General features: G+C 56.5%; 20 protein-coding genes and 1 pseudogene. 8 read left to right on the forward strand and 13 right to left on the reverse strand.

The window, feature by feature from the left end:
- Positions 1-29: 29 nt before the first annotated feature.
- On the reverse strand, positions 30-1172 hold the full coding sequence (locus tag Q1A71_RS21090; RefSeq protein ID WP_299681427.1) for a PAS domain-containing sensor histidine kinase: 1143 nt from the start codon (positions 1170-1172) through the stop codon (positions 30-32).
- A gap of 169 nt (positions 1173-1341) precedes the next feature.
- Between Q1A71_RS21090 and Q1A71_RS21095 the strand changes: the two genes are divergently transcribed.
- From Q1A71_RS21095 to Q1A71_RS21105, 3 genes are all read left to right on the forward strand, one after another.
- The gene (locus Q1A71_RS21095) at positions 1342-1983 is read left to right on the forward strand and encodes a DUF998 domain-containing protein (protein WP_299681429.1); all 642 of its coding nucleotides are present in this window, start codon (positions 1342-1344) and stop codon (positions 1981-1983) included.
- 10 nt (positions 1984-1993) lie between these two features.
- Complete coding sequence (locus Q1A71_RS21100) at positions 1994-2515, forward strand: YetF domain-containing protein (protein WP_299681431.1); 522 nt, start codon at positions 1994-1996, stop codon at positions 2513-2515.
- 631 nt (positions 2516-3146) lie between these two features.
- The gene (locus tag Q1A71_RS21105; RefSeq protein WP_299681433.1) at positions 3147-4184 is read left to right on the forward strand and encodes a zinc-dependent alcohol dehydrogenase family protein; all 1038 of its coding nucleotides are present in this window, start codon (positions 3147-3149) and stop codon (positions 4182-4184) included.
- Between the two features lie 324 nt (positions 4185-4508).
- Here Q1A71_RS21105 and Q1A71_RS23705 read toward each other — a convergent pair whose 3' ends face one another.
- From Q1A71_RS23705 to Q1A71_RS23715, 3 genes and pseudogenes are all read right to left on the reverse strand, one after another.
- Complete coding sequence (locus tag Q1A71_RS23705) at positions 4509-5198, reverse strand: hypothetical protein (protein ID WP_366140321.1); 690 nt, start codon at positions 5196-5198, stop codon at positions 4509-4511.
- Positions 5199-5249: 51 nt separating this feature from the next.
- Positions 5250-5726 carry an FAD-dependent monooxygenase gene (locus Q1A71_RS23710; RefSeq protein WP_366140322.1) on the reverse strand — a complete coding sequence of 159 codons (477 nt, stop codon included), beginning with the start codon at positions 5724-5726 and terminating at the stop codon, positions 5250-5252.
- Positions 5684-6397: pseudogene (locus tag Q1A71_RS23715) on the reverse strand (FAD-dependent monooxygenase). The gene Q1A71_RS23710 and the pseudogene Q1A71_RS23715 overlap by 43 nt, the downstream one beginning before the upstream one ends.
- 200 nt (positions 6398-6597) lie before the next feature.
- Between Q1A71_RS23715 and radC the strand changes: the two are divergent.
- Together radC and Q1A71_RS21120 are read left to right on the forward strand one after the other, a co-directional pair.
- Positions 6598-7542 (forward strand): DNA repair protein RadC, encoded by a 945-nt coding sequence (gene radC, locus Q1A71_RS21115; RefSeq protein WP_299681435.1) that lies wholly within the window; start codon positions 6598-6600, stop codon positions 7540-7542.
- Entirely contained in the window at positions 7533-8276 is a 744-nt protein-coding gene (locus Q1A71_RS21120; RefSeq protein ID WP_299681437.1) for a thermonuclease family protein, read from the forward strand. Before radC ends, Q1A71_RS21120 begins: the two co-directional genes overlap by 10 nt.
- Before the next feature lie 99 nt (positions 8277-8375).
- On the opposite strand, the gene Q1A71_RS21125 is transcribed toward Q1A71_RS21120, so the two are convergent.
- The 4 genes from Q1A71_RS21125 to Q1A71_RS21140 all read right to left on the reverse strand — a co-directional run bounded on the left by Q1A71_RS21125 (position 8376) and on the right by Q1A71_RS21140 (position 12327).
- The gene (locus Q1A71_RS21125) at positions 8376-9353 is read right to left on the reverse strand and encodes a serine hydrolase (protein WP_299681439.1); all 978 of its coding nucleotides are present in this window, start codon (positions 9351-9353) and stop codon (positions 8376-8378) included.
- Between the two features lie 646 nt (positions 9354-9999).
- Positions 10000-10479 carry a pyridoxamine 5'-phosphate oxidase family protein gene (locus tag Q1A71_RS21130; RefSeq protein ID WP_299681441.1) on the reverse strand — a complete coding sequence of 160 codons (480 nt, stop codon included), beginning with the start codon at positions 10477-10479 and terminating at the stop codon, positions 10000-10002.
- Positions 10480-10518: 39 nt separating this feature from the next.
- Positions 10519-11895: an NAD-dependent succinate-semialdehyde dehydrogenase gene (locus Q1A71_RS21135; protein WP_299681443.1), complete on the reverse strand. Its 1377-nt coding sequence runs from the start codon at positions 11893-11895 to the stop codon at positions 10519-10521.
- Positions 11896-12144: 249 nt separating this feature from the next.
- Entirely contained in the window at positions 12145-12327 is a 183-nt protein-coding gene (locus Q1A71_RS21140; RefSeq protein ID WP_299681445.1) for a hypothetical protein, read from the reverse strand.
- 339 nt (positions 12328-12666) lie between these two features.
- Here Q1A71_RS21140 and Q1A71_RS21145 point away from each other — a divergent pair, with 339 nt between their 5' ends.
- Complete coding sequence (locus Q1A71_RS21145; protein ID WP_299681447.1) at positions 12667-13686, forward strand: IS110 family transposase; 1020 nt, start codon at positions 12667-12669, stop codon at positions 13684-13686.
- A 378-nt stretch (positions 13687-14064) separates the two neighbouring features.
- A complete protein-coding gene (locus Q1A71_RS21150) occupies positions 14065-15351 on the forward strand; it encodes an MFS transporter (RefSeq protein ID WP_299681449.1) in 1287 nt (428 codons plus the stop codon).
- A gap of 266 nt (positions 15352-15617) precedes the next feature.
- Here the strand turns inward: Q1A71_RS21150 and Q1A71_RS21155 are convergent, their stop codons facing one another.
- The 3 genes from Q1A71_RS21155 to Q1A71_RS21165 all read right to left on the reverse strand — a co-directional run bounded on the left by Q1A71_RS21155 (position 15618) and on the right by Q1A71_RS21165 (position 18524).
- A complete protein-coding gene (locus Q1A71_RS21155; RefSeq protein ID WP_299681451.1) occupies positions 15618-17162 on the reverse strand; it encodes a phospholipase D family protein in 1545 nt (514 codons plus the stop codon).
- A 22-nt stretch (positions 17163-17184) separates the two neighbouring features.
- Positions 17185-18264, reverse strand: a complete 1080-nt coding sequence (locus Q1A71_RS21160) for an AI-2E family transporter (RefSeq protein ID WP_299681453.1) — start codon at positions 18262-18264, stop codon at positions 17185-17187.
- A 71-nt stretch (positions 18265-18335) separates the two neighbouring features.
- The gene (locus Q1A71_RS21165) at positions 18336-18524 is read right to left on the reverse strand and encodes a PLDc N-terminal domain-containing protein (protein WP_299681455.1); all 189 of its coding nucleotides are present in this window, start codon (positions 18522-18524) and stop codon (positions 18336-18338) included.
- A 139-nt stretch (positions 18525-18663) separates the two neighbouring features.
- Between Q1A71_RS21165 and Q1A71_RS21170 the strand changes: the two genes are divergently transcribed.
- The gene (locus Q1A71_RS21170; RefSeq protein WP_299681457.1) at positions 18664-18918 is read left to right on the forward strand and encodes a hypothetical protein; all 255 of its coding nucleotides are present in this window, start codon (positions 18664-18666) and stop codon (positions 18916-18918) included.
- A 612-nt stretch (positions 18919-19530) separates the two neighbouring features.
- Here Q1A71_RS21170 and Q1A71_RS21175 read toward each other — a convergent pair.
- A complete protein-coding gene (locus Q1A71_RS21175; RefSeq protein ID WP_299681459.1) occupies positions 19531-19962 on the reverse strand; it encodes a DUF4112 domain-containing protein in 432 nt (143 codons plus the stop codon).
- Positions 19934-20095 (reverse strand): YqaE/Pmp3 family membrane protein, encoded by a 162-nt coding sequence (locus Q1A71_RS21180; RefSeq protein ID WP_299681461.1) that lies wholly within the window; start codon positions 20093-20095, stop codon positions 19934-19936. The genes Q1A71_RS21175 and Q1A71_RS21180 overlap by 29 nt, the downstream gene beginning before the upstream one ends.
- Positions 20096-20120: the final 25 nt, after the last annotated feature.

Below are 20120 nucleotides of genomic sequence, written 5' to 3' on the forward strand. Positions count from 1 at the left end.
CGTTACCCCGCCGAAACTTAACCTACGGCTTATGCTGGTATCGAGAGACTAAAGACAGTCCGGTCCGTGTCCGAGTCAACCGAAAGGCTGCCATCGTGTGATTTCGCGATCTGGTCGCTGATGTAGAGACCCAGTCCAAGACCCTGAAGTGAGGTATCCTCCTTGCCACGCGAGAAGGGTTCGAAAATCGTTGCCCGATGAGAGTCAGGGATCGATTTTCCGGAGTTTGTCACATACAACTCAAATCTGTCTTTAGAAGACTGTGCCTCCACAATGATCGGTCGGCTTCGCGATCCATGGGTCACCGCATTTCCTAGCAGATTCGAAAGCAACTGCTTAATGCGGGTCGGATCGCAAACAACTGTTTCTGGCAGATTGCAGGTAAACTGGATATTACGCGCAGGATGGGCCAACCGTATTTCGTCGACGACCTGTTCGAGGCCTGCCGCTAAATCCAGCGCCGGTTCTTTATGAATAGGTATACCTTCACCCAGACGGGCGCGTGCAAAATCAAGCGTTGTATCGATAAGCTTCGCCATCCGGTCGGCGCTACTCGTGATGGACGCCAACATTTCAGACACTCTCTCGTCCGGGCCATCGCGGCTCGCGATCCGAACCGCTGATCCAATCGCGGCGAGCGGATTCCGCAAGTCATGGCTCAAGATCGCCACGAACTGCTCGCGCAGCAATGCTTGGTCTTCTTGAGTCTTCAAAGCGCGGGAGCGTTCTTTATCTGCCGTGATGTCTCTTGCGGAGCAAAAAAACATATCGCCTTCTTCCACTGCTACCCACGACAGCCAGCGATAACTGCCATCCTTGCAGCGATACCGGTTCTCGAAGTGCAGCGCCGCCCCACCCTGCTTCATGGACTCAAACAACGCTATCGTGCGTGCGACATCGTCAGGGTGCAAAAAATCAATGAAGATCATTGACCGGATTTCTTCAACGCTCCAGCCTAAGACTGTCTGCCATGCGGGGTTCGTTTCAACAAACCGACCTTCTTGGTTCACGAAGCCTAAGAGGTCCGGCGTCATCCGCCACGTGCGCGTTTCAGAAGATTCTGGCACGACCATGATGTGCATTCCGTTGTTCGTAAATTTGAACATGTAGCGGAAATCACGAATTTTCCAGAACACGCGCGTTGGATTGATGAAATTTGATCTGATCGTCATGCACTATGTCGGGCCAAACAAGACCGCTTTCATACTCCATACTGTCTGAGATTAACTTCTTAGCGGTTTGCAGGCGCCCGGTAGCTGATATCTATTCAATGTCGGCAAAACGCACATCGATCGCCCTGAAAGCTCCGCTCACCCAACTCCCAACACAAAAGGCCCCAGTTTGACGCGCAAGATTGACACCCCCAACTCCATGCTGCTGTTAGGTTCAGCTTGGCTGGCGATTGCGGGAGCCCTCGCTCTGGTCTTGGGAAATCTTATCGGAAGCATAGTCGTTCCGGGTCATGACTGGATTGCAAACACGGTCAGCGATTTGGCCGCCGGAAAATACGAAATCATTCAGGATATTGCGCTCTACGGCTTTGCGGGCTCGCTGATTGCGTGTGCGATCGCGGCCGCAAATCTGCATCTTGATGGGACCCGTTGGAACATCGGTATCACCTGCCTCACGCTTCTAGCGATGTGTGTCGTCGTGATTGGCGCACGAAACGAATATGGCGACAATGACAACGAGGGCATCGTGATCCACATTTACGTCGTCTACGTCCTTGGGGCGCTGTTTGCGTTGCTGTTTCTCGCCATGGCTCGTGGTCTTTCAAGCATCGCAAGGAGATATGGTGTGATCAGCTATGGCTGCGCAGCGCTTTGGGTCATTGGCGCGCCCATCTTCTTTTTCATGCCAACCGAATACGATGGCGCGTACGAGCGAGGGTTGGGGCTAATCGCCGTGGTCTGGGTTGTGTCGTACAGCTTGATGCTGCTCTCGGTTTCCAAGGAAACCCGCTACCCGGAAACCCCACAATAAGGAAAACGCAATGTTCTTCGATCACGATGGGGCCGATGCGATCGCTAAGGGACTTCTGTTAAGCGCACTCGGGCTTGCGTGGATCATCCTGCTTGTCCGTATGGTGGGATTACGTTCATTCTCAAAAATGACGAACTTCGATTTTGTGATGACGATTGCAATGGGTTCGCTGCTTGCGGGTGCCGCTCAAACTGGTAAATGGGTCGATCTAATTCAAACGTTGACGGCGATGGCAGCCCTCTTCGCGGCGCAGTTTAGCGTCGCCTATCTGCGCAAGCGTTCGGACGCACTGGATGCAACGCTCCAGAACTCTCCAGTTCTATTGATGCGCAACGGTGAGATACTGCATGCAGCGCTTCAGCGCACACGTGTCACCGAGACCGATCTGATTGCAAAATTGCGCGAGGCCAACGCGCTGGAGGTGTCTTCGGTAAAAGCAGTGGTCCTTGAGACCACCGGTGACGTGTCGGTACTACATGGCGACCAGGTTGATGAGACACTCCTGCGCGGCGTTGATCCCGGCGACCAATAGCGCATCGAATTGAACCACAAACATCGCGAAACTTGTCAGAGATTAGCGTCTGCGCGCAAAGCTTCCAGTTACCCCCTGCTAGCTTAGAAAGAGCTTCAAGGACTGGCAGTGCCGCCCGTTCAGGCGTTTGGAGCGTGCGAAAGGTCGAGGCAAGCACACCACCTATCACATGCATGATGAACATGCCGAAGGACTAATCGCGATCAGACGATCTGACATTGCGCTATATTGATGTTAGACTACGACAATGTGGTTTGGTTGCTTCGACCGGCTGATACCAAAACATTGTGCGGTCTACGAATGTCTGTCGTAGCCCGGAATTCGACTGCACATGGAGACCACGACTGAACCTGGTCTTGTGAGAAAGGACCAGAATGATGGGCTGATTGGCCGAGCTTTGCTCGATGTCGTCTGCATTGACTTTCAAGCTGACTATCTCCGGGTCTTCGTCGCAGGCGCGAAGTTAGGAGCAACTCGAATTCACACATCGCTGAAAAAGCCGCTGGTCGGCTGTCACTTCTGGCGGCTCGAGACCTGTCGATGTTATTTACATTGATATCGCTACATGCTGGGATCATTCGGCTCTAAACCGCTTGAGCGGTGTCCGACGAATAGACCATTGGATTGCAACATGCGCGCTGCCATTGTCCGAAATTTCAACGAAGATCTGTCACTCGAGACCGTGAATGATCCAGCATGTCCAGAGAGCGGTGTTGTACTTGAAGTTTTGGCATGTGGTGTCTGCCGTTCCGACTACCATGGTTGGACTGGTGATCATCCCTTCGTGGTAAATGGCTCAATTCTGGGTCACGAGTATTGTGGGACGGTCGTGGAAGCCGGTGCGCAAGCGAAACACAGAGTTGGGGACCGTCTGATCGCTCCCTTCATTCTGGCCTGTGGTAGCTGCCCGGCGTGCCAAACCGGCGTGTCAAACACCTGCAAGAACCAGATCGTGCCAGGATTCAGTGCACCGGGTGCCTATGCTGAGTACGTGGCGGCGCCTTTCGATCATAACCTGGTCTATCTCCCAGAAACCATGTCGCCCGCTCTGGCTGCTGGACTTGGATGCCGCGTAACAACGGCTTGGCACGCTTTGACCGACCGGGCAAATCTTAAGACCGGCGAATGGCTTGCGGTTCATGGCACAGGTGGGGTCGGTCTCGCGACCTTGCTGCTGGGAAAGATGCTGGGAGCGCGAGTGGTCGTCGTCGATATTGTCGAAGAAAAATTGGACCACGCGAAGACTTTGGGTGCAGATGCTGTCGTGAACGCAGCCAAATCAGATGTGGCCGAAGGGATAACCGAAATTACTGGCGGTGGCGCACATGTTTCCATCGAGGCCCTCGGCATTGAAACGACCACAAACGCATCTGTTGAGTGTTTGGCAACTCTTGGGAGACATGTGCAGATCGGTATGCCTGCAGGTCCGAGGGGGCTTATGCAGGTCAACATGAGAGCCATTTATGCGAAACAGCTCTCATTTTTTGGAACACGCGGGATGCCTTCATGGAAGTACCCCTCGTTGCTAGGGTTGATTGAGCGGGGCGAAGTCGACTTGAACCCCATGGTTGCAAGGGAGATACCGTTGTCCGGCGCTAGCGCCGAACTTAGGGCGATGAGTGGTCCGACGCCCCCTGGAACGGCGGTGATCACGGATATGATCAACTAAAGAAATTCGCCTGGTTGCGCAGAATTTGCCCTAAGTTTTTGGCTGTGCCCTTGGTCCGCTGGCTGCAAAGGACCGACGAGCCCCCTGCCCGAGTTCCGCCTTGAGCCAATTGCTAAGATCAAGCCGAGCAACGGATAACCTGCCAAGAGGAAACAGCGATCCTGATAGGAGTTGGAAAGGCGGCTTCATCAATTTTCCTCTGGGCCTAGAACGTCGAGTCATAAATCAGAATATTATGCGAGTAGTCTGATCTGTCAGGCATCATGTCGGCTCCAAGCCGTAGGGTCCTAAGCTTGTCGTGACCTTACGGAGACGTCGGCCCGGTCATTTGCAGTCAATTCTGGCAAAGCGCAGAACCCCTCTAAAGAAACCTCCCAGGGTGTCTGCGGCATCGAGAGGGCAAACCTGCGAGATGTATTGATCCGGTCGGATTACAACCGCCGCTCCTTGCGCACGGTTGACGCCGCGCAGATCAAAGATATTCGGGGCTTCAACGCAAGGGCAGAAGACCTTCTCATAGTCGGTCAACTTCAGCTTGCCCTTTATCGGCAGCAAAAGGCGCGGTAAGTTCTGTAGCTCAATCTCGCGGTGAGGCACTTGAAACACTGCCAGTGTCTCGATGACACTGTCGATGTCTGCCCCATCCGGCGTGACCTGGTCCAGAATGCTTGAAGGAGCCGTCAGTGCCGCACAAAGCTCGGCCACCGGCCCACCCGGCGCCCCGGTATCGCGCGCTGTTCCGAAGGCAACGATACGCCACCGACCGTCGGCCTTGACCGTATGACCAAGTTGCATGGGCCGCGCATCGGCAAGGCGAATGACAGGTGCAGAATGGAAGCGCGTGCCGACAACGAACCCCTTTGCAAGATCCTGATGTTGTGTCGTTCCAGTGATCATCGACGGCGCATATCGCGTTTCGACGCCAGCCGTGTAGCGCGCGTGTGTCTTGAAGTATTGCTGGAACAGCTCCACCTCCTCGGCGTCCTTCGGCCTGGCATTGAAAAGCCGCGCCATGTCTCGGTCGAAGTTGATCAGCTCCTGCGCTTTTGCGTGGCGTTCTTCCGACTATGTGTCCAGTAGCTCCGGTAGAGCTTGCTGCCTTAGAACAGCACCCAATTTCCAGCCGAGATTGAAGGCATCGGCCATCGAGACGTTCATGCCCTGCCCCGCCTTTGGACTGTGGGTGTGGCACGCATCTGACGCGATGAATATCCGAGGCTGCTTCTTGCCGCGCTGGGCGTCTGAAACATCATCAAATGCGTCACAGATCCGCTGGCCGATGTCATAGGCGGACCACCAGGCAACCTCGGCCACCTCGAACCTGTAAGGTGACAGAATCTGCTGAGCCTTGCCGATTAGCATGTCTGCGGTAACACCACGGTCTGCGACACGTTCACCGCCGCCCAGAGCATCTAGCTCAATGTAGAGGCGCACCATGTAGCCGCCTTCCCGCGGGATGATCAGGAGGCTGCCTGCCTCCGCCGATTGAATGGCGCACTTCAGACGGATGTCGGGGAAATCCGTGGGCGGCAAAACATCCATAACCCCCAGAGCTGGCGTGCGGACGCCCCTCGCAACTTCTGCCCAAGGGCCTCGCGGACCGTGCTGCGCGCTCCATCGCAGCCCACCACATAGCGGGCACGGATGGTTTCTGTTGCACCATCCTGATCCAGACATTTGAACCTGGCTGTGATGGGAAACGCGGGATCCTGCGCACGAATAACGAACGTGAGCTCAGTGTTTTAGTCAGGCTCAAGTCGGTTTGGCGCGTTGCGCATGATCTCGAGATAGAATTCGTGCACCCTTGCCTGGCTGAGAATGACATGCGGCATCTCGGACAGATCATATTCGACATCGTTGATGCGCTCGGTGCGGGCGAGTGGTTCGCCCTCTTCGCCGGGGCGCCAGAACGTGACCTCGTTGACGAAGTAACCCTCCTTCATGACCTTCTCAGCAAAACCGAATGCTTGGAACATCTCCATCGACCGGCAGGCGATGCCATCGGCCTGCCCAACCTTCAACGGACCTGACTTGCGTTCCGCGATGCGCACGGAAATCCCAGGGAAAACCGACAATTGCGCTGCCAGTGTCAGCCCTGCCGGGCCGCACCCAACGATGAGAACATCCACGTCGCTGGCCGTCTCTCCTGCCGTCGAATTAGCTGGCAGGACGGTCGGATCGCCAGTACGAAAGCCGTTCAGGTGGAATTGCATCAGACCCTCAGACGACAGATCACTTGTGCCCCCAAGTATTAACGTGGATCGCCCGGGGTCAATGCGATGTGGTGTGGGGCGCTGGCGACTGGGCACTCTGTTCCATCTGCGTTCCTCTGAGGCGCGGAGCAGGCTTTAATCCGACGTTAACCATGAAACGGCACCATCCTGATCGCATCTTGATAACTCGGGAGGGGTTTATGACAAATTGGTTTGCGTCGGGACTTTCCAAACTGGGCAAGGGGCGTGGCCTCGGACAAAGCGCCACGCGACGACCGCGGTCCGTACGCTTCGCTGGCTTCTCTGAAGAGGCCCAGCTGGGCCTTGCGGACCTGGAGGCCCGGATACCGCCGCCCGATGCTGAGCTGAAGCCAGCGTTCTCGCGATCTTACAAGAAAACCGAACGTCTGTCAGACGAGGCCGCGGCAGGCGGCGGTCTGGTTCTCGACGCCGACGGCAACAAGGTGCCGCATTACTGGGGCCATAGGCAGCGCCTTCGGACCCGATTTTTGAAAGGCGGGCATAGCCCGATGGAAGAGTACGAGTTGCTGGAGTTGCTTCTCTTCAATGCCATCGAACGCATCGACGTCAAACCGCTGGCGAAACGCCTCCTTGCGACCTTCGGCGATCTCAACGGTGTGATTGCTGCTTCCGAGCCACGCTTGCTGAAAGTCGAAGGTGCGACACACAAAGTCTACTACCAACTGCGCCTCGCGGAGGCTCTGGCACACCGCATGGCGCAGGGAAAGGTCCTCGAGCGAGAAGTGGTGACATCCTGGGATGACCTGATCACCTACTGCCGAACCGCGATGGCCCGGCGAGAGACCGAACAGTTTCGAATTCTGTTTCTGGACCGCAAGAACGTTCTGATCGCGGATGAAGAGCAGTCGAAGGGCACTGTGGACCATGTTCCGGTCTACCCGCGCGAAGTTGTCAAACGAGCCCTGGAGCTCAACGCAAGCGCGCTCATTCTGGTGCACAACCACCCTTCGGGCGATCCGTCGCCCAGCCGACAGGACATTGAAATGACGGAACAGATCACCTCTGCCTGTCTCTGCGTTGGCGTGACCATACATGATCATGTCATTATTGGCGCGGACAGTGAGTTCTCGTTCAAATCCGAAGGCTTGTTTGCATGCGTTTAGGCTGCGAATGGCCAATCGCTTTTAATTGGGGGCTGGCTGGACCACTGCCCGGCAAGTTGGGAAGCGGAGCTCTCGCCTTACTCCTGTTTCTTTCTCCAGCGCTTGCGAATCTGCAATCCATTGCCATTGAAGGGGAAGTGCGGGTCTTCGATGGGGACACGCTGGAGATCGGTCCCGTTCTGATCCGCCTTCATGGCATCGACGCGCCAGAGAAGGGGCAATCCTGCAACGCGCGGGGGAACGGCACTTGGCGTTGCGGTGCCACCGCAATGGATCGTCTGTCCGACCTTATCGAGGGCGCGGAGATCGCATGCGAGGCGTTGGACCGCGATCCGTATGGAAGGATCATCGCACGATGCAAAGCGGATGGTGTGGATCTCGCCGCCACACTGATGCGCGAAGGTCTTGCCTGGGCCTTCGTTGAATATAGCCAAGACTATGTCGGTCTAGAGGACACTGCTTGGTCTCATGCATTTGGCGTATGGCAGGCCGAAACACAAACGCCTTGGGCCTACCGGGACGACAAGTGGAATAGAGCTCTTGCCGAAGCGCCAGACGGCAAATGCCCAATCAAAGGCAATATTGGATCGGGCAAAGATAGGCTGAAAATCTATCACACCCCCTGGTCTCCCAACTATGGCAACACCAAGATCGATGTCGGAAAGGGAGAGCGCTGGTTTTGTGATGAAGCCGAGGCGATGGCAGCAGGCTGGCGTGCGGTGGATGAGCGATAGTGCTGACCACTTCCCGGCGTCAAACAGATGTGTGTTGCTTCAGGTCTGTCCTGCCATGCCACTCTTGACGGGAGCACGCAAACTTGAGGGCAGTCCGCTCTATGCCAAGGCGAGAATTGGACCGTCGAGAAGCCTCATAAGGTCCCCAAAGTATCCACCTGACCTCGCAGGCTGAGTCGGATCGGAGGTAATTGCGACTGCCAGGCCTCGTTCTGGGTGCGCAGCGATAATCTGTCCCCCGTAGCCTCGGCCCAAGATGTAGCCGGAAGGCGACAGAAACCAACCGTAACCATAGGACAGGCCAGACCAAGGTGAGCGGGCCCACGGTTCGGTAGAAGCTTTGATCCAGTCACGTGAGACCACCTGTCTGCCATCAAACCGACCTTCATCGCGCATAAGTACCGCAAGCTTCAACATAGCGGTCGGATGCAGTGCCATCTCATTGCCGCCGAGGTAGTACCCTTGGGGATCGCGCGTCCATGGCGGGATTTCTATCCCAAGCGGTCCACCGAGATGAGTGCGTGCAAGCTCAAGCAGGCTTAGGCCCGTTGCTTCGGTTAGCACGGCGCCCAGAATGTGTGTAGAACCAGTAGAATAGAGCATTCGGCCACCCGGCACATCGACCATTGGACGTGAAAGTGCGTATGCAAGCCAATTCGATGAGCTCACCCACTCTCCGTAGTTTGGTCCCGATGTACGACCTAGGCCTGCGCGGAGCGTAACGAGATCCTCGAGGGTGATGTCAGCTGCGCCTGGCGCTGCACTTGGGGGCAGTATGCCGGGAGCAGCGTCACCCAGAGTGACCTCGACAGACGCGAAGGTGCCGCGATCCAGTTCCGCCCCCAACAGCAAGGCGACAATGCTTTTGGAACACGACTTTATGTTTGCCAACCGCTCCAATCCCGGCCCTCGAGGAGCTTCGGCGAAGACCAGTTCGTCGTGATGCTGGACTTGAAGCGAGTAGAGCTGTGGGAGGCTGTCGATAGCCTTTTGGAGTTCAGCTTCCTGGGCGTGTACAACGCGTGGTATTGCTGCGGCAGCGACGGCGGACATGAACATTCTTCGGCGAGAGATCATCACATTACAATGTTCGAGTGCGCCATCGTGTCCACGCCTCCCCAATCACAATAGCGTGGGCCGTGAGAAACGGCTTCGATCCACGGTCCCGACGAACCCTGTCATCCAGGTTCAGACCCGCCGCGTGCATGGGACAAGATGCTGAAATGTGACTCGTCGCACTAGACGTTTGATGCAACAGCTCGACACTCGGGCATCAATTGCAAGCGTCCTCGGCGCGATACAGCCTTATAAAGATAGACATGGCTCAAATGCAGTGATCCGACCCACATTCATCCGATATTCCTTTTCTAGTTTTTGGAGTTGGTCGGGCGCGAAGGAGATAGCTCAAACCCTTTAAGATCCAGAAATCTGTTCGCGAAGAAATCCATCACACTTCTTCCAGCGTGATCCTAGCGCCCTGCCCTTCGAGGAGCGAACCAAGAAAGCTTTAGTTGACATCCACGAAAAGGAGCTTGCGCATGGCTTATCTAAAACTGCCAAATCATGCTCGAAGCCGCGGTCAAACCGCTACGAGGCAACCGGCCTTCGCCGAAGTAAAGTACGACGCAGAAGGCCACAGGAGCGATACACGGTGTATATGGACGCCGCGCAAAAAAGGCCGCACGCGTTCGGTGCGGCCGGTAAGTTCATAATGTTCAGGGGCTCATAGATCTAGCTTTGCGTTCTCTCCGAGATCTGGTCCGGCTTCGGTGAAGTAAGCGCGCGTTAACTCGGCGGCCATGGCGATCTTATTCTTGTCGTTGTCCCAATATTCCGCCTGCGCAGGCACAACCCGGATTACCGCCACATCCGCATGCTCCGCACCGCCCGTGAAAAACACATCGCAGTAGGGACCCCAGAGTTCACGGATCAACGCGCGGTCGCGACTGACGACCCCTCTACCGGACACTGATGCGAACAGCATTTTGTTGCTGTCGACAAAACTCAGCGCAATGTTGGCGTCCGCGTTCATCTCATATATTTTGGCGCTGTCGCTATCGGTCACGAACTGGATCGTTTTCTCTCCCGTATCGATGAAGGGTGCCATCGGCCGGGAGCGCAAAAGACCGCCGTCTTCTGTCGTGACCATGCAGACTTGCATGTGTTCCAAAATTTCCCAGAAACGTTCGTGTTGATCTGACATATGATGCCTTTCACGTGTTGGATGTTCAAATTTTGCGGCTCAAGGCAAATAGATTGCTTTTGCATTGGTGAATTCCTTCATGCCGAAGCCGCCGTGTTCGCGACCGAAACCGGAGTCCTTGACGCCGCCGAAGGGCATGTTGGGATCAGCTGCACCGAAAGAGTTGATACGCACCATGCCAGTATCGAAATGATCTCGTGCCAGGCGAATAGCTTTGTTCTGGTCGGAGGTGAACAGACCACCGCCCAAACCATACCGGCTGTCGTTCGCGATGCGCATCGCATCTTCGTCGTCCTTCGCCCGAATGATCGAGGCAACGGGTCCAAAGAGTTCGTCGTCATAGGCCGGAGAGCCAGGCTTGCAATTCGCCAGTACTGTCGCGGGATAGTATTGCCCTGTGCGCTCTGGTGGGTGGCCGCCGCAAAGCAGCTCAGCGCCATGCGCAAGGCTATCCTCGACTTGTTTGCAGATAGTATCGAACTGATCCTTGCTCGACAGGGGGCCGAGTTCGGTTTCCTCGTTCATCGGGTCGCCCAACTCAACGTCCTTCATCTGATCGACGAAGGCCTCGACGAACGGGTCGTATACTGCATCTGTCACAATAAAACGCTTGGCAGAAACGCAGGTCTGTCCGTTGTTGTAAAGACGCCCCTGCAGGCACGTTTTCACCGCCAAGTCGATGTCGGCATCTTGAAGGATGACGTAGGCATCGTTCGATCCCAACTCCAAGACAGATTTTTTGAGATTTTTTGTTGCCTGCTGACCGATGTGACTACCCGCACCGTCGCTTCCGGTCATCGTGACGCCCCGCACCAGATCGTGTTCGATGATCTTGTCTGACGTGTCATGATCGATGATGATTACCTCGAACAATCCTTCAGGAAGTCCTGCAGCATCACAGACTTCCTTGAGTTTAAGGCCACTCCCAGTACAAATCTCCGCGTGTTTTAGTACAACCGCGTTGCCTGCCATCAGGTTGGCCGCGAGCACACGCACCGGCTGATAAATTGGGAAGTTCCATGGTTGGATGCTGTAAATGACGCCGATCGGGCAATGAGTAACGATGCCCGTCTTATCGCCACCACTATGACTGCGTTCTTCGTCCGCCAAGACTGAAGGTCCGTGCTCCGCAGTATATTCAAAGATTTGCGCGCAGAGTTCGACCTCGGTTTTTCCGTCACGCAAGAGTTTTCCCATCTCTTGGGTCATCAGTTCGGCCAGATCGTCGCTGGACTCACGCAGAACCGTTGCGATTTTACGCAAGTGCTGACCCCTTTCCTCATACGTGATCGTCTTCCACTTCAGAAAGGCATTATGGGCGCGGTCTAGCTTCGCCAGTGCCATATCATAGCTCATCACGTCATAGGATGTGATAGTCTGTTCAGTCGCGGGGTTAATTGTGGTTATCTGCTGCATGTTGCACCTCGGGTTTGCTTCTAGTTCGATCGACAACGCGAGAGGCCATGCCGAGTTCCCTCAGGCACGTGCGACACATTCCCGCTTTGCACGGCTCGCTTCTAGTCGCTCGATGGAGGCCAAGGACGCACCGTTGTCCAGAAAGCGGTTTGGATGTGGTCAGCGGATTCCATCATGGCCAGCGGTCGAATTTACCGCGCAGACGTCCCGGACAAACGATTGTATCTGACGGGGCTCAAATCAGTTCAGTCAATCCATGCTGTGCGGGTTTCGTCCGCACCGACGAAAGCTGCTGATCGTCGGAATGACGTCGCGCGCGCTGCTGGCGAGAAACAAACCGGACAAAGCGGACACCTGGACCGCCAGGCTGCTCGACGAAAAGCCCTGCCGGCTGGCGACGGTCGCCATTGCCAACAAATCCGCCCGGATCATCTGGGCACTCCGAACGAAACGAGGGGAATACCGGCAGCCGGTCGTTTGATCCTGCCCTGAGATGCAAGACGATTGATACGATGATGCGAAACGAAGTCACCCAAGAGTAAGGACACTCCGACCAATGTCGCGGCCCCCGAGGTCGTTTAGCCGATAGGAACCTTGCTCGCGGAACTCATCAGGGCCAGTGGCAAATGCCGCACAAACAGGCCGGACACACGACTGTACTGACAGACCACCGCAATCACGAAAATCGCTTGCAATGCAGGAGCCAATGGTATGGACCGCGCCGCCCTCGGGCGGCGACGATTGCGCATTTGCAAAGCGAGGAGACATATCATGAAAATTGTGCGGATTGGTTTGGACTTGGCAAAGATCATCTTCGAAGTCCACGGCGTGGATGCTCAGGACAAGGTGATCTTGAAAAAGACATTGCGACGCGATGCCGTCACCCAGTTCTTTGCTGACTTGCCGCCCTGCATAGTTGGAATGGAGGCATGCAGCGGATCGCACTACTGGGCCAAGGTCTTTGAAGAACTTGGTCATGAAGTTCGCCTGATCTCACCGCAGTTTGTGACGCCCTACGTCAAATCCAACAAGAACGATCGCAACGATGCCGAAGCGATTTGCGAAGCCATCGGCAGACCGTCGATGCGCTTCGTACCGGCCAAGTCCGCGGAACAGCTTGAGATCCAGGCCGTTCATCGTATCCGCCAGAGACTGGTGTCGGATCGGACCAGATTGGTGAACCAAATCCGAGGGCTGTTGACTGAGCACAGCCTCGTCATCGCCCGAGACATCTCAAAGATTCGGTGTGCATTGTCGCAGATTGCCGATGGCGATCACATGCTGGGCGCGATGCTCGTCGAACTGGTCCGCGACGTGCGAAAAGAACTCATTGAATTGGATCAGCGCATTGCAGCTTACACAAAGCGCATCCGAAACCTCTTTCAGGTCAACGAGATGTGCCAGCGTATTGGCAAGATCGAGGGGATCGGGCCGATAACAGCTACAGCTCTGGTCGCCGCTGTGGGTGACCGGACGTGCTTCCGGAACGGACGGCAATTTGCAGCCTGGCTTGGACTTGTTCCCAAACAGCGATCCAGTGGCGGCAAATCCCGCCTGATTGGGATCAGCAAACGCGGAGACCGATACTTACGCACCCTGTTGATCCATGGCGCTCGTGCAGTTCTTCGGAAAGCACGTGGCAAAACGGACGCGAGAAGCTTGTGGATCGAACGGATGCGTGACCGTCGGCACCCAAATGTGGTTGCTGTCGCGCTGGCCAACAAGAATGCCAGGATCGTCTGGGCCGTCTTGTCAGGTCGCACAGAGTATCAACCAGCCTTCACCGACTGAGGGCGCTCATAGAAACCGAAGGGACTACCTGAATATTGCAGCAACTTGGCATGGAATGGTGACAACGACACGAACCGTTGCTTCTTGAACCTGGTGTGTGGATCGGCGCAGCTAAGCTGATGCCTTGGAGCCAATGAGGGGGGAGCAAGCGGAAATCCATCGGGGCTCGCGGTGACGATAGATCGGGCCGCTCAGAGAAGCCGGATATACGTCAGCAATCGTGATCCTGAACCAGACCAAACAGACCGTCGCAATAAGGCGGGGTCCATATACATCCACACAAGACTCATCTCGACACTTGCTCATTCGACCCTTGACCTCAACTTAAGTTGAGGGAGTATCAAATCAAAAAAAGCGTTGAGATGGAAGGGTAATACAGTGAGCGTGAAGGTCGAAACAGGCGCAGGACATAGCCAGCAACGTGGGCGCTTCCTGCGGTTTGGGTCTGCCGTGGGTCTAGCCAATCTGGGCGACGGGATTGCCGTCGTTGCTTGGGCATGGACTGCATCCTTGCTAACGCGCGACCCGCTCTGGATTGCCCTGCTCCCGGCTGCGTTGCGTGTTCCATGGGTGCTTTTCTCGTTACCATCCGGGATTATGGCGGACCGTGCCGATCGTAAGCGGTTGATCGTCTTGTGCGATATCATCCGCGCGTGTGCCTACGCAGCCGGCGGCCTGCTGATATTGAGAAGCCTTCCACTCTCAGACCCATCGCAAAATGGCGTGGAGAATATGTCCCTCTACGCGACACTACTTTGCTTAGGCTTTGTCATCGGATTTGCCGAGGTCGCACGTGATAACACCGCTCAATCCATGCTTCCGACAATTGTTCGGCCCGAAAGATTGGAACGGGCAAATGGGATTCTGGGTAGCGTCGAGACAGTTGGAAACGAGATGGTTGGTCCCGCTTTTGGCGCGTTCCTGATCGCGCTTTTCCTTCCGTCGCCGTTTTTGGTCATTGCCCTCGCCCTACTTGGCGCAGCACTCCTCACAGCTTCGCTTTCCGGATCATTCAAAGCCGCGCCCCGACAGCAGCGTCCGAAGAACTGGCGTGCCGAACTGATGGAAGGGTTCCGTTTGGTAATCGCGCACCCAATGCTACGTGTATTGGTGCTGGTGACTGGTTTCTGGAACTTCTTTGCCGAAATGGCAATCATAGCGCTTGTTCTGCACGTCCAGGAAAATCTCAATTCCGGCGCATCGGCTTATGGGCTGATATTGGCCATTGGAGCCATCGGCGGCGTGGTTGGCGGCTTGGTCGTCGCCCCGCTCCTGCAAATGTTCTCGAAGGGCACTCTGGCCAAATGGATGAACCTGGCGGCTGCGCCGCTGTTTCTACTTATTGCCTTCGCGCCAGGGCCGATAATGGTCGGGGCCGCGATGTTCTTGTTCTACCTCACTGGCATTGTCTGGAACACGGTCTCGATCTCCTACCGTCAGCGCGTTGTGCCGGATGAGATTCGCGGTCGAGTGAATAGCGTCTATCGACTGTTCGCATGGGGTATGATGCCGCTCGGCCTTGTCGCATCGGGCGCTATCGTAAATGTGGCGACGGATGTGCTCGGACGCCCCGCCGCCCTGACTACGCCGTTCTTCGTTGCTGCTGCCGGAATTTTCGTTGTGGCCGGTTTGTCGTGGCGACCACTGAGTAAAGGGTTTCAATAAGAAGCGTGGACCGGCAAAGCTGACTTTTTTGCATTGTAAAGCATCAAGCGAAATGGGCTCGCAGAGGATATCGTGGCAAGAGCAGAATCAGGCTTTACGACTGATCACGCATACATGAAGACGGCCCAAACCTGCCGGCGGCCTCCCCTAACGGTCGCTGCGAAGCGCCCTTTAGGGGAGGCATTCGCTGCAAGCGAAGTATTTGGTGTCATGCGAATCGCATAGCTTACAGATCGATTTCGCAGATTCCAGTCGCTTAGTTGCGATCAGACCATCTCGACGGGGACACCGGGGAGAAGGGTGCCAAAGGCTTCCGCCGCGGTGACGTCATACGGTAAGATGAACCCGCGTCGCGACTGTGGCGAGGTCGCAGCGTTCAGGTCGGCCAGCTGTTGCCAATGGGCCACCGCAGCGCGGTTGGGAGCGCAGAATTCCGGACCGGCATCCCGTGGCAGCCAGCAGCGCATCACCTGCGACCGGATCTTGGCGATCTCTTCGGCATCGGTGATCTCCACACCCAATTCCGTGTCCCACCGCATGCTGCGGCCGTTGATGTTGGCCGAGCTGATGATCGCCCGCCTGTTGTCGAAAACCGACACTTTGGAATGGATGAAGATGATCGGCGCGCCATGGAGAGCGGCGCGACTGTCGTCCTGCGTCTCTTCCAGTTTTGCGGGGGAGCCGATAAAAAGCCGTTCCGCAAAGGCCTTTTGCAATTCGTTCAGGCATTTGGCCTGCAGATATTCCCCATAACGATGATCCAGACCCTCGTCGCCGAGAAACGCCACCTCTTCCGGGGCAGCCGGCAACACGACCACCAGTCCCAGATCCGGCGCCTCCGAGGCCCGCTTGACCAGCGCGTCGCTGATGATCGGGTCCCGGAAAAACTGGCTTTCGAGATAGATCAGGTTCGTCGCCTTGGCGATGCATCTGAGGTGGCAGTCCAGAATGCCGGTCTCAGAGACGACGGGCGAAAGATAAATTCCCTCCGAGCTGCGCTTTACCGACAGTGTGCGCAATAGCTCAGGTGGTGGGCGCAGGCCTACCTCGCCCGCGCATTCTGCCTGGAAACGGTCCAGGTGCCGGCGCGCGGCGACGGCTCGGCGCGGGCAGCGCAGGAGCAAATGGACATCATGCCAGGTCTGCTCCGGACGTCCAGTGTGGCGGGTGCTGTCGATCCGACGCTCGTTCATATCGAGCCCGCCGATATAGAGGAATTGGTCATCGATCACCGCTACCTTCTGGTGATGCGTGACCGGGATCATCTGCGGGACGCCCGTCTTGTCGGGCAGCAGTCGCCCGTCATCCTCTTTCACCAGCTCGGCGAACCGCGGCATCGATCTGAGTTGATCGGCGCGCATCTCCGGGGGCAGCTCATTGAGCTTCTCGCAGGTCTCGCCCAACTGCGTCATGATCTTGGGCCATAGTACCATACGGGGCCCCCAGCCGACGCGCGCGGGATGGTCGGCGATCTGGATATCAATATGCGACGGGTTGTCCGACATCTCCGCGACCCCTGCGAGGACGCGAAAGGATTTCCAACTGAGATGATGCATGTCCGGTCGCACCACCGGGTCAAAATCGGTGATTGCGATCTTGACCCGCACGCCCTGGTTCAGTTTGTGCAGCAAAAGGTCGATCCACGTCTCGCCGATCTCTCGTGCAGCATCCGATATCAGGGGCGTCCGGGCATCGAATATCCGGAACCCCATATCGATGCGGTGCTTTGCCATCAAGACAGCGGTTTCAAACGCCGGGTAGGCCTGCTCTGCAGTGATCAGCAGCTCGAGCTTTTCCGAGGTTTTCAGCACAGTCTCTCAACCTTACGTCGTCTCAGGCCACGCGGGCCCGCACCTTTGAGCCACGCGACCCTGTCTCGCGCAGCGCTTTGACGGTTTCGTTGACCTGACCTAGCCAGACCAAAAGCGGGATTGCGATGATACCCCCCAGCGGACCCCAAAGCCAGATCCAGAAAATTAGCGATACGAAGACCAAAAGCGGATTGACGGACATATGCTTGCCCACAAGGCTGGGGGTGACGAACTGACCCTCTGTCATGTTCATCAGCATGTAGATCAGGGCAGGCGCAAAACTCATCGCACCGTCGAAGGCGACAAGCCCACCCATCAAAAGGCAGGCCGCGAAGCTGATCGGCCCCAGATAGAGAATGAAGTTGGCCAGAAATGCACCGAGACCCCAGTAAATTGCATTCGGCATTCCCAAGGTGGAGAGCATCAGGACGACGAGCAGGCCGAACACCGCATTGATCGCGGTGGTGGTCAGGAAATAGCGCGAGACATCCACTTCGGGGCGGCATAGAACCTCTTTGGAAAAGACGCTCGTGTTGCGGTCCATGAACGCATAAAGATCGCTCCGGGTGAGAAGAAAAAAATAGAGAACCCCGACGAAGACCATGATTTGCGCTGCAATCGACGGCAAATATCCCAGGACATCGGAAATCCCGGGAACGGGGACGCCCGCGCCGCCATCGGCGGCGGTCCCGGCCTGATCGCCGGCGCTCAGCGTCTCGATGACGCGCTGCTGCACTTCCTTGACGCTTTCCACCGTCAATTTGAGCCCGCTCAGGGCATATTGCAATTCGGCCCAAAGTAGGGGCACACGATGGATGAAATCGAATATGACCGGATAAAGCGAAAGGACGGCGAGGATGAGCGCCGCAACCACGATCACCATGACAAGCAGCGCGCTCGCAACGCGGGGTGCCCTGAGACGGTCGAGAAAATCGACCAGGGGCGCGAAGACCACACCGGCTACCAGTGCACATGTGAGCGGCAGAAAAACCGGCGTACCGGTTTCCAAAAGCCAGACCAGCGCGCATGCGCCCAGACATGCGACTGCGACGCGGAAAAGATAGAGCGTACGGCGACCCTCTATGAGGACGAAATCGGACATAACGAGCCCCCGCGCGAGAAGACGCACCGGCCCGACCACCTGCGGACCGGTGCAGAACTCTGTCACTGCACTCAGGCGTTGACGCTGCCGGTTCCTTTGGGGCCTGCGAAGAACCAGATGATGAAACCGATGACCGGCAGCACCAGAATAAGCAATGTCCAGAGCAGTTTCGCGCCGGTCGATACGTGGCTCTGCCAGGTCTTAACCAGCGCGTAGATGTTAGCGATCAGAACGATAAGTCCGAGAATTCCATATTCCATGTCGGTATCTCCTTTACATGTTTATTAGATGCCCAACGCTTGCCGCGCGCTGCAGTTCCGCGAAAAACCTTTTGATCTTTTTTGGAACAACCCGCGCATCTTGCGGTTCTGTCTGCAGACACAATAAAGGAGTAATGATATGAAAACGGGTACTATTATCGCTGCTGTGGCTGTCGTAGCGGCAGTTGCGTTCGGTGTTTACATGATTGATATCGACCAGACCGAAGAGGCCAGACTCCCGGATGTCGATGTTTCTGTCGAGGGCGGCAACCTGCCTGAGTTCGAAGCCGAGACCGGCGACGTGGACGTCGGCACCAAAGAGGTGACCGTGACCGTTCCCACGGTGGACGTCGAAAGCCCTGAGGAAGAAGATCGCGTGGCAGAAAGCAACTAAGCTTCCATCACATCGCGCGAGTGGATCAGACGCCGCGTCCCTGCAACAGGGGCGCGGTTTTTTCTGTCGCTCGATAAAATGCGCCGACCCGGGAACCAAATGCCGTGCTGGGCTGTTTGCCGTGAGTTGTCCGGTTCATTTTACCTCTTCCGGTGCAATTTTTGCGGCGGAGCTTTTCCTGAGGCTCCGCCGCATTTCATTAGATCAGGCGCGGGTCTGCGAGGCTAAACTGCGCCGCTTACCACTCTCACATGCGCCCACCATAGGTCATCGCCAACATCGGGATCTTAGGTGGGCCGTGACCCGGCCCAGGAGTGTATGTCGGGCAGCGTCGAAAGCTTTCCCAATCGCAAAAATGCGGCGAAGAGCGATGTCGCTTTCGAGCTTTCATGACCGTGGTGGCACCCGTTACACCCAAGTCTTTGTGGCAGAGGATGATTGCCGCCGGGCGCTTCCGCGATCAGATTGAGTCGCGTTGCCCACGACAGCTGGAACAAACGCGGGGATTGTGCACCCTGCCAAAAGCCGGCGCCGCTTGGCTAATCGACCGGAACTGTGCAGATGCATGCCTAAACCCGCCTTATGCATTGCCACCCACAACCGGCAGGTCGGTCAGTCGTCGACCGCAGACCCGTCGGACCCTGCGGCAGCCCCCTGCCCCTGATCAGCGGCATCGACGCGCGCCATTTCTCTTTTCAGAAGCGCGATATTGCGTCTGTGTGCCTTGAAGAACACGTCGAAGACATCTCCCAACACAGGCACTCCGCCGATGACGAAATCCACGGCGGCATTGGCCCCCATCTGCGCCAGCACACGACGGCGCGCACCCATCTTCGCCCCCTGATAGATCATATATCCGCTTGGTACGGCAGTCGCGAGGTCGCCCAGTCCCGGCACCAGACCGAGAACGCTATCCCAGCCAAACCGAATGCCCAGACCCGGTATGCGAAATCGGCTGTCGAGCATATCCGCCATCCTGTCCAGACGGTCCAGGCGCGCCGCATGCGGCGCCGGGCTAGCGTCGGATGACGATGTGGAGTGCATGCACGATCCCCGGAATATAGCCCAGAAGGGTGAGAATGATGTTGATCCAGAAATGCTTGGTCAGGCCGACCTCGAGCGCAATGCCCAGCGGCGGAAGCAGAATAGCAACAATGATGCGGATGATATCACCCATTTTGAAGGTCTCCTGTCTGATCGGA

The organism is uncultured Roseobacter sp., assembly GCF_947493125.1.
GTDB lineage: Bacteria > Pseudomonadota > Alphaproteobacteria > Rhodobacterales > Rhodobacteraceae > Roseobacter.